This is a genomic window from Streptomyces sp. NPDC002463 (genome assembly GCF_042889835.1).
GTDB classification, from domain to species: domain Bacteria; phylum Actinomycetota; class Actinomycetes; order Streptomycetales; family Streptomycetaceae; genus Streptomyces; species Streptomyces nymphaeiformis.
In genome coordinates this window covers 615,548-627,822 of sequence record NZ_JBIARL010000002.1, presented here as the reverse complement: position 1 = coordinate 627,822, position 12,275 = coordinate 615,548, and the positions used below count along the sequence as shown (strand labels likewise).

Genomic DNA, 12,275 nt, shown 5'->3' with positions numbered 1-12,275 from the left:
GGTCGTATCCGGTATTAGACCCCGTTTCCAGGGCTTGTCCCAGAGTGAAGGGCAGATTGCCCACGTGTTACTCACCCGTTCGCCACTAATCCACCCCGAAGGGCTTCATCGTTCGACTTGCATGTGTTAAGCACGCCGCCAGCGTTCGTCCTGAGCCAGGATCAAACTCTCCGTGAATGTTTACCGGTGATCCGGTGACACTCGCGTTGAGCGGGACGGTCATGCCGGAATATGGCCGACCGTCCACAGCGTCCTCGCTGTGTTGTCGCCACCCCCGGGGGGGTGGACTTTTTCAAAGGAACCTCGACCATCTTGGAGATGGACGGGGTATCAACTAATCTGGCGTTGATTTTTGGCACGCTGTTGAGTTCTCAAGGTGCGGACGCTTCCTTCGTTCCTGTTTCCAGGCCCTCCGGGCGCTTCCTTCGTTTCCGACTCTATCAGATCTTTCCGATCCGATTTCCTCGGTGCTTTCCGGTCCCTTTCGCTTTCGCTCCGGGCCCTTCCGGCGTGGTCACTACTTTAGCTGATTTCCCGGGCGGCTCATAATCGAGTCATTCGAAACGAATTTCGGAATGCCGAAATGAACCCCGATCGGGGTTGTCATCCTGAGTAGTGGGTGGCCGCTCCGGGGTGCTCGAACAAGCAGGCCCGGTTCCAGCGGCTCGGGCCACGTTAGTCGCTTGCCCTCGGCGAGTCAAGCCTCCGCTTGCGGGGTGCGTGGGGGCGGTACGGGCTGACCGTCGGGTCCTCCGTGATCCAGAAGCGCCAGGGGTGCGGGGCGCCGTCGCCGCCGACGCCCGTGCGGGGGCCGCTGCGGATGCGTTCCGGGGCCGGCGGCGTGCCGGTGAGGAGGGCGAGCGGGCGGTCCTGACCTGCACAGGTGTCCGTGCCGTTCAGAGAGAGGGCGATGTCGAGGGCGGTGGCCAGGCGGGCCGGGCCCTTCGCGAGCTCGTGGTCGGAGCGGGCGGAGCGGCGGCGCGGGCGGGCCTGGCCGGCGCCGTTCAGGAATTCACCCGCGCGCAGCAGGACCCCGCTCGCGTGTCCCTCGGGGCCGCACACCAGGTTCAGGCAGTGCCACATGCCGTAGGTGAAGTAGACGTACGCGTGGCCCGGGGGTCCGAACATGACGGCGTTGCGTGCGGTGCGGCCGCGGAAGGCGTGCGAGCCGGGGTCGATCTCGCCGGCGTACGCCTCCACCTCCGTGAGGCGCAGCTCCATCCGGCCTTCGTCCGTGTTGCGTACGAGGGTGCGCCCCAGGAGATCGGGGGCCACCTCCAGAACGGGGCGGTCGAAGAAGGCCCGCGGGAGCGGCGTACGGTCGGGGCTCTCGCTCATGGCGTCCGAGCGTAGTGGGGAACCGGCTACGGTCGTCGCGCGTATGTAGGGGTCAGGACCCGAGAAGGAGTGGAAGTCATGGGATTCAAGAAGCTGCTCGCGAGCCTGGGTGCCGGCGGGGCCACCGTGGAGACCGTGCTCACCGAGGAGAACGTCGTCCCGGGTGGGGTCGTCCAGGGCGAGGTGCGCATCCAGGGCGGTTCGGTCGCGCAGCAGATCGAGGGGCTCTCCGTGGGGCTCCAGGCGCGGGTCGAGGTCGAGGGCGGCGACCAGGAGTACAAGCAGGACATCGAGTTCGTGAAGGTGCGCCTGGGCGGTGCCTTCGAGGTGCAGGCCGGGGCGGTGCACGTGGTGCCGTTCGGTCTGGAGATCCCGTGGGAGACGCCGGTGACGACGATCGCCGGGCAGCAGCTGCGCGGGATGAACATCGGGGTGACGACCGAGCTGGAGATCGCGCGGGCCGTGGACTCCGGCGACCTGGACCCGATCAACGTGCACCCGCTGCCGGCACAGCAGGCGATCCTGGACGCCTTCATCCAGCTGGGCTTCCGCTTCAAGAACGCGGACATGGAGCGCGGGCACATCCGGGGGACGCGCCAGCGGCTGCCCTTCTACCAGGAGATCGAGTTCTTCGCGCCGCAGCAGTACCGCGGTCTGAACCAGGTCGAGGTCAGCTTCGTCGCGGACGAGCGTGAGATGGACGTCGTCCTGGAGATGGACAAGAAGCCGGGTCTCTTCACCGAGGGCAGCGACTCGTTCCGTGCCTTCAAGGTGGGGCTGCACGACTTCCACACCACCGACTGGGCGGCTTACCTGAACCAGTGGCTCGCCGAGGTCGGCGGCCGTCGCAACTGGCTCTAGGCTCGGTTCCGTCAGCGTTGACGGACGATTCGGAGGTACTCGACGTGTCCGAGGGCAAGAGGGCGCCGCTCCCCCACGACTTCCATCCGCCGGTGGCGGCGTTCAGCGTGGTGAGCGACGACGTCGCGCCGGGCGGGGTCCTGAAGGACGCTCAGGTGTACGCGGCGGGGAACACCTCGCCGCAGCTGAGCTGGGAGGGGTTCCCGGCGGAGACGAAGAGCTTCGCGGTGACCTGCTTCGACCCGGACGCCCCGACGGGCAGCGGGTTCTGGCACTGGGTGCTGTTCGACATCCCGGTGTCGGTGACGGAGCTGCCGGCGGGTGCCGGGTCCGGGTCGTTCGCGGGGCTGCCGGCCGGCGCCGTGCACGCGCGGAACGACTACGGCTCGAAGGACTTCGGTGGCGCCGCGCCGCCGAAGGGGGACGGGCCGCACCGGTACGTCTTCACGGTGTACGCGGTGGATCAGGAGAAGCTCGGTCCGGACGCCGGCGCCACGCCGGCCGCGGTCGGGTTCAACCTGCGCTTCCACACGCTGGGGCGTGCCCAGCTCGTGGGCGAGTACGAGGATCCCGCGTAACGCTGATCGTTCGTTAGTTGTTTGCCCGCTTCTGGTCTTGGAGAGATCAGAAGCGGGCATCTTTTGTTGCGCAGGAAATTGCGTTGTCCGACCCGGCCGGCCCGGCCATCGTTGATCCAAGCCCGGAGCCCCGCGTGGGGGCTGGGGCCGGCACACGGGAGGTGGGCAACATGCGGGACACGCTGGTACTGAACGCGAGCTTCGAGCCGCTTTCGACGGTCACACTCAACCGTGCGGTGGTGCTTGTCCTTCAGGACAAGGCCGTCGTCGAGCAGGCCCATCCCGAGCTGAGGGTGCGAGGTGCCGCCGTCGACCTGCCGGTGCCGCGGGTGATCAGGCTCTGCCGGTACGTACGGGTGCCGTTCCGAAGACAGGCTCCGTGGTCGAGGAGGGGGGTGCTGGTCCGGGACCAGCACCGGTGCGCGTACTGCGGGCGGCGGGCGACGACGGTCGACCACGTCGTGCCGCGGGCGCAGGGCGGTGGGGACAGCTGGCTGAATACGGTCGCTTCCTGTGCCGAGGACAACCACCGCAAGGCGGACCGGACGCCGGAGCAGGCGGGGATGCCGCTGCTGCACCAGCCGTTCGAGCCGACGCCGGCGGACGCGATGCTGCTCGCGATGCGGGCGAGCGAGCGGTCGGCGCTCCCGGCGTGGCTGGCCGACTCGGCCGCGTGAGCGCGTGATCCGCTGACGTACGACGGAAGGGCCCGTCTCCCCCGGTGGGGAGGCGGGCCCTTCCGTGTGCGGGCTAGCCGAGGGTCAGTTGCAGGATGGCCACGATGCCGACCGCGATGATCACTCCGCGCAGGACGGTGGGGGGCAGCTTGCGGCCGACCTTGGCGCCGAGCTGGCCGCCGAGGGTGGAGCCGACGGCGATGAGCAGGACGGCCGTCCAGTCGAAGTCGGCGACGAAGAGGAAGAAGACGGCGGCGACTCCGTTGACGAGGGCTCCGAGGATGTTCTTGACGGCGTTGATGCGCTGGAGGTCGTCGTGGAGCAGCAGGCCCATGAGGGAGAGGTAGAGGACTCCCTGGGCGGCGCCGAAGTATCCGCCGTACATGCTGGCGAGGAGGAGGCCGACGAGGAGGGCGGGGCCGCCGTCGGGGTGGGCCTCGGTTCCGGTCTGCTCCCGGCGCCGCTTCACGGCTGCGGCGATACGGGGCTGGAAGAGGACCAGGACGAGGGCGAGGCCGATGAGGACGGGGACGATCGCGTCGAAGGCCGAGGACGGCAGGGCCAGGAGCAGGATCGCTCCGATGAGGCCGCCGACGAGGGCGACGGCGCCGAGCCGGAGGACCCGGGCCTTCTGGCCCTTGAGTTCGCGGCGGTAGCCGATGGCTCCGCTGATGGAACCGGGCACGAGGCCGAGGGCGTTGGAGACGTTCGCGGTGATCGGGGGGAGTCCGGTCGCGAGGAGCACCGGGAAGGTGATCAGCGTTCCCGACCCGACGATGGTGTTGATGGTGCCGGCGCCGATGCCGGCGGCGAAGACTGCCAGGGCTTCCCAGATGGACAACGCCATCTCCTTACATGGTCAGTGGCTCGCCTCCCCGCCCTGACGGCGTCAGGGTCGAGGGGCTCGCACTGATCATGCATGAATTACGTGTACGCGTCAGTCAACCGACGGTTCGTCTCGCCGTTCGGTCGCCGCGCCCTTGACGTTGAAGCCGGGGGTGCCGCCGCCCACGTTGCCGAAGGCGCCGGAGAGGCCCTTGAGGGCGTCGCCGATCTCGCTGGGCACGATCCAGAGCTTGTTGGCGTCGCCCTCGGCGATCTTCGGGAGCATCTGGAGGTACTGGTACGAGAGGAGTTTCTGGTCCGGGTCGCCCGCGTGGATGGCCTCGAAGACCGTCCGGACGGCCTGCGCCTCGCCCTCGGCCTTGAGCGCGGCGGCCTTGGCCTCACCCTCGGCCCGCAGGATCGCCGACTGCTTCTCGCCCTCGGCGGTGAGGATCGCGGACTGCCGGGTGCCCTCGGCGGTGAGGATCGCGGCGCGCTTGTCGCGCTCGGCGCGCATCTGCTTCTCCATCGAGTCCTGGATGGAGGTCGGCGGCTCGATGGCCTTGAGCTCGACGCGGTTGACGCGGATGCCCCACTTGCCGGTGGCCTCGTCGAGGACGCCGCGCAGGGCCGCGTTGATCTCCTCGCGGGAGGTGAGGGTCCGCTCCAGGTCCATGCCGCCGATGATGTTGCGCAGGGTGGTGACGGTGAGCTGCTCGATCGCCTGGATGTAGCTGGCGACCTCGTAGGTCGCGGCGCGGGCGTCGGTGACCTGGTAGTAGATGACCGTGTCGATGTTGACGACCAGGTTGTCCTGGGTGATCACCGGCTGCGGCGGGAACGGGACGACCTGTTCGCGGAGGTCGATCCGGTTGCGGATCGAGTCGATGAACGGGACGACGATGTTCAGTCCGGCGTTGAGTGTGCGGGTGTAGCGGCCGAAGCGCTCCACGATCGCCGCACTCGCCTGCGGGATGACCTGGATCGTCTTGATCAGGGCGATGAAGACGAGCACCACCAGAATGATCAGGACGATGATGACTGCTGACATCGTGTTCCCCGTGCCCTTCGCTGCCGGTTGTCTGCCGGGTATCTTCCGATGATCGAGTTTCCCAGATGGCGGAGCGTCATGGGCGAGGTTCGGTCACATGACCACCGCGGTCGCCCCGTCGATCTCCACCACGTCGACCTGTTCGCCCGGTTCGAAGGTCTGGCCGGTGTCGAGGGTGCGGGCCGACCACACCTCTCCGGCGAGCTTGATGCGCCCTCCGTTGCCGTCGACCCGTTCCAGGACGACGGCCTGACGGCCCTTCAGGGCGTCGACGCCGGTGGCCAGTTCGGGTTTGCCGTCGCGGTGGCGGGCGGCGATCGGGCGTACCACCGCGATGAGCGCGACGGAGACGACGACGAAGACGAGCACCTGGGTGACGATGCCGAAGCCGAGGGCGGCGGTCACCGCCCCGGCGATCGCTCCGACGGAGAACATGCCGAACTCCGGCATCGCGGTCAGGACCAGCGGAATGCCGAGCCCCACCGCGCCGATCAGCCACCAGACCCACGCGTCGATGTCCACGTGGTCATGGTAGGGCGGTGGGGTCCTTCCGGGACAGGGCGCGGGCGGCTGTGCGGGACGCCGGTGCCCCGTCCGGTCACTTCAGGGGCAGGCCGTGCGCGGTCCAGCGGTCGCCGACGCGCTCGACGACGAGCGGCAGTCCGAAGCAGTGCGACAGGTTGCGGGAGGTGAGCTCGGTCTCCACGGGGCCGGCGGCGAGGACCTTGCCCTGGCGGATCATCAGGACGTGGGTGAAGCCGGGGGCGATCTCCTCGACATGGTGGGTGACCATGATCATGGAGGGGGCGTACGGGTCGCGGGCGAGGCGGCCGAGGCGGCGGACCAGGTCCTCGCGGCCGCCGAGGTCGAGGCCGGCGGCGGGCTCGTCGAGGAGGAGGAGCTCCGGGTCGGTCATCATCGCGCGGGCGATCAGGGTGCGCTTGCGCTCGCCCTCGGAGAGGGTGCCGAACCTGCGGTCCAGGTAGTCGTTCATCCCGAGCCGGTCGAGGAAGGCCTTGGCGCGCTCCTCGTCGACCGGGTCGTAGTCCTCGTGCCAGGTGGCGGTCATGCCGTACGCGGCGGTGAGGACGGTCTGCAGGACGGTCTGGCGCTTGGGGAGCTTCTCCGCCATCGCGATGCCGGCCATGCCGATGCGGGGGCGGAGCTCGAAGACGTCGGTGCCGACGCCGCCGAGCTGCTCGCCCAGGATGCGGGCGGTGCCCTTGGTGGGGAAGAGGTAGCTGGAGGCGATGTTCAGAAGGGTGGTCTTGCCGGCGCCGTTGGGTCCGAGGATGACCCAGCGCTCGCCCTCCTTGACCGACCAGGAGACTTCGTCCACCAGAGCCCGTCCGTCGCGGACCACGGATACGTCCACCAGCTCCAGTACATCGCTCATGAGCGCGTTGTCTCCCCTTGCGGTCGAGTCTTGTCGTCGCCTTGCGCCGATGGGCGCGGCGTCCAGGGGAAAACCTACGTTATCGATGGAGCGGACCGGTCCGTAGGGCTTCCTTTGAGTCCTTAGTCTGGGGGGATGCTTTCGGAACCACGCTCAGGACGTCTGGCCGCCTGGGGCAATGCCCTGCTGGCCGGGGCGGTGTCGCCGGACGAGGCGGCGACGGCGATTGTCGGGGAGGACGCGGTGCACCGCGTCGAGGGGCTGCCGGGTGAGGCGGGGCCGGTGGGGCTGACGCTCGCGCTCGGCCGGCTGCGGCGGCTCGGGGTGACCGGGTGGCGGGTCGCGCTGCCGGCGCCGGGGCATCCGCTGGGGCTCAGCGGGCCGCCGGACTTCAACGCGCGCGCGTTGGAGGCCGAGGAGGCGGTGGTGGGCTTCGGCGCGCCGTACGGTCTCGTGCCGGAGGTGTCCGAGGCGGGTCCCGCGGGTGACGTGCACGTCTCGGTGGTCTGGCGGTGCCTGGCCGTACGGGAGGCCCCGCCCGCCGACGTGCCCTCGCTCGGCGAGGCGGAGCGGGAGCTGGCGGAGGCGCTGCGGGACGCGACGGCGGTGCTGAGCCGGCTCGACGTGGCGGCCTCGGGGCCGGCGGCGGACGCGGCACGCGAGGCGTACCGGGCGCGGGCGGAGGCGGGCCGCGAGGTGCTCGCCCCCGGCTATCCGCCGCGAGCGGTACGGGTCCTGGAGCTGGCGCAGCGGATCGGGCTGCTGGTGGACATGGCGTACGGCCACGGGCACGGGGGTGCGGTGAGCGCGTCGGAGATGGCGGCGCGGGGCGATGCTCTGCGCCCGGTGGAGCGGGTGGCTCGGCGGGCGCAGGTCGCCGCGTACAACGCGTATGTGGAGGAGCGGGAGCGGGACCGGGGGTTCTGAGGCGTGCGCCTCGGGGCCGGCGGGCCCCGGGTGTGGCCCCAGGCGGGCTTCCGTGCGACGTCGGGTCCTGGTGCGGGGCTCTGGGGGTGCGGGTGCGGGGGACGGGCGGCGCCCTGGGGGGTGTGCCCACCCTCCCCCAAGCTCTCGGCTTCGCTCGTGCAGGGGGACCCCCTCGCCCTGGGGAACGATTGCCCGCCACCGGTCCGGAACGGGAAACCCCCGGCCCCGGGGGGATCGGCCGGGGTCGGGGGTTCGTGTGGGGGCGGTCAGCCGTTGTAGGCGCCGTTGCCGAAGGCCGGGTTGAGCAGGCCGATCACGTTGACCGTGTTGCCGGAGACGTTCACGGGGACGTGGACCGGGACCTGCACCAGGTTGCCGGACGCGACGCCCGGGGAGTTGAGGGCCTTGCCCGTGGCCTCGGCACCGCCGTGGGCGGAGGCGACACCCGCGCCCGCGGCGACGATGCCACCGGCGACCATGGTGAGGGCAGCGGCCTTCTTGAGGTTCTTCACTTGGTACTTCCTCCTGGTCATCGCTGCGGCCGGTCCGCCGCAGCACGCCATGGAGAACGCCGTATCCCCCGCCGGGTTGCGCCGAACGGGGGATATACACACGACGGTATGACCTATTGAACGGTCGTGCGCCCGGCGTGCCAGGGGGCGCGTCAGCGGGTGAGGCCGTGCCGTACGGCCCAGAGCGCCGCCTGGGTGCGGTCCGCGAGGTCGAGCTTCATCAGGATGTTCGAGACGTGCGTCTTGACCGTCTTCTCGGAGAGGACGAGCGCGCGGGCGATCTCCCGGTTCGACCGGCCGTCGGCGATCAGGCCGAGGACCTCGCGCTCGCGCTCGGTGAGCGTGCCGCCCCGTCCCGTACCCCCGCCGTGGTCGTCCTCGGCGAGGAGCGCGCCCGCGACCTCGGGCTGGAGCAGGACGTGGCCCGCGTGGACGGAGCGGATCGCGCCGGCCAGGGCGTCGGGGTCGACGTCCTTGTAGACGTATCCGCGGGCTCCGGCGCGGAGCGCGGGGACGACGGTCCGCTGCTCGGTGAAGCTGGTGACGATCAGGACCCTGGCGGGGTTGTCGAGCTCCCGGAGCCGCTTGAGCGCGTCGATGCCGTCCATGCCCGGCATCTTCACGTCCATGAGGACCACGTCCGGGTGGAGCTCCTCGGCCCTGGCGACGCCCTCGGCGCCGTCGGCGGCCTCCCCCACGACCTGTATGTCGTCCTGCACCTCCAGGAAGGTGCGCAGGCCTCGGCGGACGACCTGGTGGTCGTCGACCAGGAGCACGCGGATGGGCTTGTCAGCCACCGGGGACCTCCATCTCGATCGTGGTGCCCCGGTCCGGGGCCGAGGTCACCGTGAGTCTGCCGCCGACGCCGCTCGCCCGGTCCCGCATGGAGACCAGGCCGAGGTGGCGGCCGGCGCGGCGGACCGCCCGCGGGTCGAATCCCTTGCCGTCGTCGGTGACGGTGAGCCGCGCGCCCTGGCCGCTGCGGGTGAGGGAGACGGCGACGAGCTCGGCGTCCGCGTGCCGCAGGGCGTTGTGCAGTGCCTCCTGAGCGACCCGGAGGACGGCCTCCTCCTGGGCGGCGGGCAGGGCGCGGGTCCCCGGGCTCTCGAAGGTCACCCGGGCCGAGTGGGCGCGGTCGAGGACCTGGATCTGGGTGCGGAGCGTGTGGACGAGGCCGTCCTCGTCGAGGGCGGCGGGCCGGAGCTCGACCACGGCGGCGCGCAGCTCGTCGGCGGCCTCGGCGGCGAGCACGGCGACCTGCTGCAGCTCGCCCTTGGCGCGGGCCGGGTCGCGGTCGACGAGGGCGGCGGCGGCCTGGGCGGTCAGCCGGAGCGAGAACAGCTTCTGGCTGACGGCGTCGTGCAGCTCGTGGGCGAGGCGGGAGCGCTCCTCGGCGATGGTGAGCTCGCGGCTGCGCTCGTACAGCCGGGCGTTGGTGAGGGCGATGGCCGCGTGCTGGGCGAGGATCGAGAGGAGCGCCTCGTCCTCGGCGGTGAAGCCGCAGCCTCCCTCCTCCTTGGGGCAGCGCTTGTTGGCGAGGAAGAGGGCGCCGAGGATCTCGTCGCCGTCCCTGACGGGCAGGCCGAGGAAGTCGGACATCTCGGGGTGGGCGTCGGGCCAGCCCCCGAAGCGGGGGTCCGTGCGGACGTCGGCGAGCCGCTCGGGCTCGGCCTTGTGGAGCATCGAGGCGAGGATGCCGTGCTGGCGGGGCAGTGGGCCGATCGCCTTCCACTGCTCGTCGCTGACGCCGTCGACCACGAACTGGGCGAAGCCGCCGTGGTCGTCGGGGACGCCCAGGGCCGCGTACTCGGCGTCGAGCAGCTCGCGGGCGGAGGCCACGATCGTCTTGAGGACGTCGCGGACCTCCAGGTGGCGGCTCATCGCCAGGAGTGCGGTGCTCACGGCGGCCAGGCCGGAGCTCGGTCGATGGCTCATGTGTTCACCGTACCGGCGGGGTGTGACGGTCCGTATCCGCCCGGGGACGAGGTCGGGGCAGGTCCCGGGACCTAGGTCGAAGTGCCCCCGGGGGTCCGGGCCCGGGGACGAGGCGGGTGGCGGGGGCGCGGGCGGAGGGTGGAGCCATCCGGAGGATCCGCAGGAGAAGGGGATGGGCGTCATGGCTGTCGCGATCGTCACGGGGGCGTCGAGGGGACTGGGGCGGGCGCTGGCCGAGGCCCTCGCCGGGCAGGGCTGGGACCTGGTGCTCGACGCCCGTACGGCGGACGTACTGGAGGAGAGCGCGGCGTCGGTACGCGCGCGTGGCGCCCGGGTGGTGACGGTGGCCGGGGACGTGACGGACGCGGCGCACCGGCGGGCGCTCGTGGCGGCGGCGCGCGAGCTCGGCGGGCTGGATCTGCTGGTGAACAACGCGGGGATCCTGGGCGTCGAGCCGCTGGTGCCGCTCGACCGTCATCCGCTGGACGGTTTCCGGGCCGCCCTCGAGGTCAACGTGGTGGCCCCGCTGGGGTTGCTGCAGGAGGCGCTGCCGCTGCTGCGCTCGGCGCCCGCCGGGGCGGTGATCAACCTGAGTTCGGACGCGGCGGCGGAGGCGTACCGGACCTGGGGCGCGTACGGGGCGACGAAGGCGGCGCTCGACCAGCTGTCGGCGGTCCTGGCGGTGGAGGAGCCCGGGCTGCGGGTCTGGTGGGTGGATCCGGGCTCGATGCGGACGGTCATGTTGGCCGCCGCGGAGCCGGGTGAGGACCTGTCGGGGACGCCCGCTCCGGCGGAGGTCGCCCCCGTGTTCCTGCGGCTGCTCGACGAGCGGCCGGCGAGCGGCCGGTACGCCGCGCCGGCCTTCCTGGAGGCGTGATGGCACTGGCCGTGCGGGTGCCGGCGGAGCTGTCGGCGCGGGTGCCGGCCGAACAGCGGGGGCCCGGGCGGGGCCGGGACGACGTGCGGCTGCTCGTGTCGCGCGGCGAGGCGGTGTCGCACCACTCCTTCAGGGAGCTGCCGTCGCTGCTGCGGGCCGGGGACGTGCTCGTCGTCAACACGTCGGCGACGCTCGCCGCGGCCGTGTCCGGGCGGGTGGGGCCCGAGCCGGGCGGGGAGCCGGTGGTGGTGCACTTCTCGACCCGCGGGGACGACGGGCGCTGGGCCGTGGAGGTGCGGACGCCCGATCCGTCGGGCAGTACGCGCCCGCGTGGGGGCGGGCCGGCGGGTGCGGTCGTGCGGCTGCCGGGAGGGGCCCGGCTGGTGCTGGCGGAGCCGCTGGTGCCCGGGAGCGGGCGGCTGTGGTGGGCGCGGGTGAGCGTGGACGTGCCGGGACTGCTCGGGCGGTACGGGCGGCCCATCCGGTACGGGTACACGGAGCGGGACCAGCCCCTGTCGGCGTATCGGACGGTCTTCGCGAGGCCCTCCCCCGACGGCTCGGGCTCGGCGGAGATGCCGAGTGCGGGGCGGCCCTTCACGGCCCGTCTGGTGGCGGAGCTGGTCGACCGGGGCGTACGGATCGCTCCCCTCTCCCTTCATACGGGGGTGTCGTCGGCGGAGGCGCACGAGCCGCCCTATCCGGAGCGCTTCGAGGTCCCGGCGGCGACGGCGTCCCTGGTGAACGCGGCCCGCTCCGGCGGCGGCCGGGTCATCGCGGTGGGCACGACGGCGGTGCGGGCCCTGGAGTCGGCCGCGGAGCCCGGTGGGACGGTGCGGGCCGGGGCCGGGTGGACCGATCTGGTCGTGACACCGGCGCGTGGGGTGCGGGTCGTGGACGGGCTGCTCACCGGGCTGCACGAGCCCGAGGCCTCGCATCTGCTGATGCTGGAGGCGGTCGCGGGGCGGCCCGCGCTGCGGAGCGCGTACGCCGCGGCGGTGCAAGCGCGCTACCTCTGGCACGAGTTCGGCGACCTCCATCTCCTCCTTCCGGAGGAGACGCCTCACCGTGCGCATTGCTGACGCAACCGATGGTGAGTTTGTTACGTGCCCGATGTGAGGCCGCGCATAGGACCCACATCACTTACGAAGACCCCTAGTGGGTTCCCGTATGCCCGATTTGGAAGGAAGAAACGGGCCAGAAAGGGCATTGTGTGGCCCGTGCACGAGCCCCTGATCCACTACCCGGGATCGTACGTCACACCTTTGCCATGGGATTTTGCTGCCGCTAAGAATTGCCCC

14 protein-coding genes and 1 rRNA gene are annotated in these 12,275 nt (G+C 71.3%); 6 read left to right on the top strand and 9 right to left on the bottom strand.

Annotation, left to right across the window (positions count from 1 at the left end; genetic code table 11):
• Positions 1–177: ribosomal RNA gene (locus ACFYX3_RS07995) — 16S ribosomal RNA — on the bottom strand; the annotation flags it as partial.
• A gap of 498 nt (positions 178–675) precedes the next feature.
• The gene (locus ACFYX3_RS07990; RefSeq protein ID WP_389009424.1) at positions 676–1,338 is read right to left on the bottom strand and encodes a DNA-3-methyladenine glycosylase; all 663 of its coding nucleotides are present in this window, start codon (positions 1,336–1,338) and stop codon (positions 676–678) included.
• A 78-nt stretch (positions 1,339–1,416) separates the two neighbouring features.
• Here ACFYX3_RS07990 and ACFYX3_RS07985 point away from each other — a divergent pair, with 78 nt between their 5' ends.
• The 3 genes from ACFYX3_RS07985 (at position 1,417) to ACFYX3_RS07975 (ending at position 3,454) form a co-directional block, all read left to right on the top strand.
• Positions 1,417–2,199 carry a sporulation protein gene (locus tag ACFYX3_RS07985; protein WP_376594883.1) on the top strand — a complete coding sequence of 261 codons (783 nt, stop codon included), beginning with the start codon at positions 1,417–1,419 and terminating at the stop codon, positions 2,197–2,199.
• A 44-nt stretch (positions 2,200–2,243) separates the two neighbouring features.
• On the top strand, positions 2,244–2,777 hold the full coding sequence (locus tag ACFYX3_RS07980) for a YbhB/YbcL family Raf kinase inhibitor-like protein (RefSeq protein WP_382651254.1): 534 nt from the start codon (positions 2,244–2,246) through the stop codon (positions 2,775–2,777).
• A 170-nt stretch (positions 2,778–2,947) separates the two neighbouring features.
• Positions 2,948–3,454: an HNH endonuclease gene (locus tag ACFYX3_RS07975; RefSeq protein ID WP_093876792.1), complete on the top strand. Its 507-nt coding sequence runs from the start codon at positions 2,948–2,950 to the stop codon at positions 3,452–3,454.
• 73 nt (positions 3,455–3,527) lie between these two features.
• Here ACFYX3_RS07975 and ACFYX3_RS07970 read toward each other — a convergent pair whose 3' ends face one another.
• The 4 genes from ACFYX3_RS07970 to ACFYX3_RS07955 all read right to left on the bottom strand — a co-directional run bounded on the left by ACFYX3_RS07970 (position 3,528) and on the right by ACFYX3_RS07955 (position 6,726).
• Entirely contained in the window at positions 3,528–4,301 is a 774-nt protein-coding gene (locus ACFYX3_RS07970) for a sulfite exporter TauE/SafE family protein (protein ID WP_181924668.1), read from the bottom strand.
• A 90-nt stretch (positions 4,302–4,391) separates the two neighbouring features.
• Entirely contained in the window at positions 4,392–5,330 is a 939-nt protein-coding gene (locus ACFYX3_RS07965; RefSeq protein WP_116161725.1) for an SPFH domain-containing protein, read from the bottom strand.
• Positions 5,331–5,423: 93 nt separating this feature from the next.
• A complete protein-coding gene (locus ACFYX3_RS07960; RefSeq protein ID WP_376594881.1) occupies positions 5,424–5,852 on the bottom strand; it encodes an NfeD family protein in 429 nt (142 codons plus the stop codon).
• A gap of 76 nt (positions 5,853–5,928) precedes the next feature.
• The gene (locus ACFYX3_RS07955) at positions 5,929–6,726 is read right to left on the bottom strand and encodes an ABC transporter ATP-binding protein (RefSeq protein ID WP_389009417.1); all 798 of its coding nucleotides are present in this window, start codon (positions 6,724–6,726) and stop codon (positions 5,929–5,931) included.
• Positions 6,727–6,861: 135 nt separating this feature from the next.
• On the opposite strand from ACFYX3_RS07955, the gene ACFYX3_RS07950 reads away from it, so the two are divergent.
• Entirely contained in the window at positions 6,862–7,653 is a 792-nt protein-coding gene (locus tag ACFYX3_RS07950; RefSeq protein ID WP_389009414.1) for a hypothetical protein, read from the top strand.
• A gap of 266 nt (positions 7,654–7,919) precedes the next feature.
• On the opposite strand, the gene ACFYX3_RS07945 is transcribed toward ACFYX3_RS07950, so the two are convergent.
• The 3 genes from ACFYX3_RS07945 to ACFYX3_RS07935 form a co-directional block, all read right to left on the bottom strand.
• Positions 7,920–8,165, bottom strand: coding sequence for a chaplin (locus ACFYX3_RS07945; RefSeq protein WP_116161721.1), 246 nt, complete (start codon positions 8,163–8,165; stop codon positions 7,920–7,922).
• Positions 8,166–8,317: 152 nt separating this feature from the next.
• A complete protein-coding gene (locus ACFYX3_RS07940; RefSeq protein ID WP_376594878.1) occupies positions 8,318–8,962 on the bottom strand; it encodes a response regulator in 645 nt (214 codons plus the stop codon).
• On the bottom strand, positions 8,955–10,100 hold the full coding sequence (locus ACFYX3_RS07935; protein WP_389009409.1) for a GAF domain-containing sensor histidine kinase: 1,146 nt from the start codon (positions 10,098–10,100) through the stop codon (positions 8,955–8,957). The genes ACFYX3_RS07940 and ACFYX3_RS07935 overlap by 8 nt, the downstream gene beginning before the upstream one ends.
• A gap of 181 nt (positions 10,101–10,281) precedes the next feature.
• Between ACFYX3_RS07935 and ACFYX3_RS07930 the strand changes: the two genes are divergently transcribed.
• Complete coding sequence (locus tag ACFYX3_RS07930; RefSeq protein ID WP_376594876.1) at positions 10,282–10,977, top strand: SDR family NAD(P)-dependent oxidoreductase; 696 nt, start codon at positions 10,282–10,284, stop codon at positions 10,975–10,977.
• Positions 10,977–12,056 carry an S-adenosylmethionine:tRNA ribosyltransferase-isomerase gene (locus ACFYX3_RS07925; RefSeq protein WP_389009405.1) on the top strand — a complete coding sequence of 360 codons (1,080 nt, stop codon included), beginning with the start codon at positions 10,977–10,979 and terminating at the stop codon, positions 12,054–12,056. The genes ACFYX3_RS07930 and ACFYX3_RS07925 overlap by 1 nt, the downstream gene beginning before the upstream one ends.
• Positions 12,057–12,275 lie beyond the last annotated feature (219 nt).

What these genes read in the sequence shown, in the direction of transcription:
- ACFYX3_RS07925 (WP_389009405.1), top strand. Translation starts at nt 10,977, where the DNA reads ATGGCACTGGCCGTGCGGGTGCCGGCGGAGCTGTCGGCGCGGGTGCCG.
- ACFYX3_RS07990 (WP_389009424.1), bottom strand. Translation starts at nt 1,338, where the DNA reads ATGAGCGAGAGCCCCGACCGTACGCCGCTCCCGCGGGCCTTCTTCGAC.
- ACFYX3_RS07975 (WP_093876792.1), top strand. Translation starts at nt 2,948, where the DNA reads ATGCGGGACACGCTGGTACTGAACGCGAGCTTCGAGCCGCTTTCGACG.
- ACFYX3_RS07970 (WP_181924668.1), bottom strand. Translation starts at nt 4,301, where the DNA reads ATGGCGTTGTCCATCTGGGAAGCCCTGGCAGTCTTCGCCGCCGGCATC.
- ACFYX3_RS07965 (WP_116161725.1), bottom strand. Translation starts at nt 5,330, where the DNA reads ATGTCAGCAGTCATCATCGTCCTGATCATTCTGGTGGTGCTCGTCTTC.
- ACFYX3_RS07930 (WP_376594876.1), top strand. Translation starts at nt 10,282, where the DNA reads ATGGCTGTCGCGATCGTCACGGGGGCGTCGAGGGGACTGGGGCGGGCG.
- ACFYX3_RS07955 (WP_389009417.1), bottom strand. Translation starts at nt 6,726, where the DNA reads ATGAGCGATGTACTGGAGCTGGTGGACGTATCCGTGGTCCGCGACGGA.
- ACFYX3_RS07935 (WP_389009409.1), bottom strand. Translation starts at nt 10,100, where the DNA reads ATGAGCCATCGACCGAGCTCCGGCCTGGCCGCCGTGAGCACCGCACTC.
- ACFYX3_RS07985 (WP_376594883.1), top strand. Translation starts at nt 1,417, where the DNA reads ATGGGATTCAAGAAGCTGCTCGCGAGCCTGGGTGCCGGCGGGGCCACC.
- ACFYX3_RS07950 (WP_389009414.1), top strand. Translation starts at nt 6,862, where the DNA reads ATGCTTTCGGAACCACGCTCAGGACGTCTGGCCGCCTGGGGCAATGCC.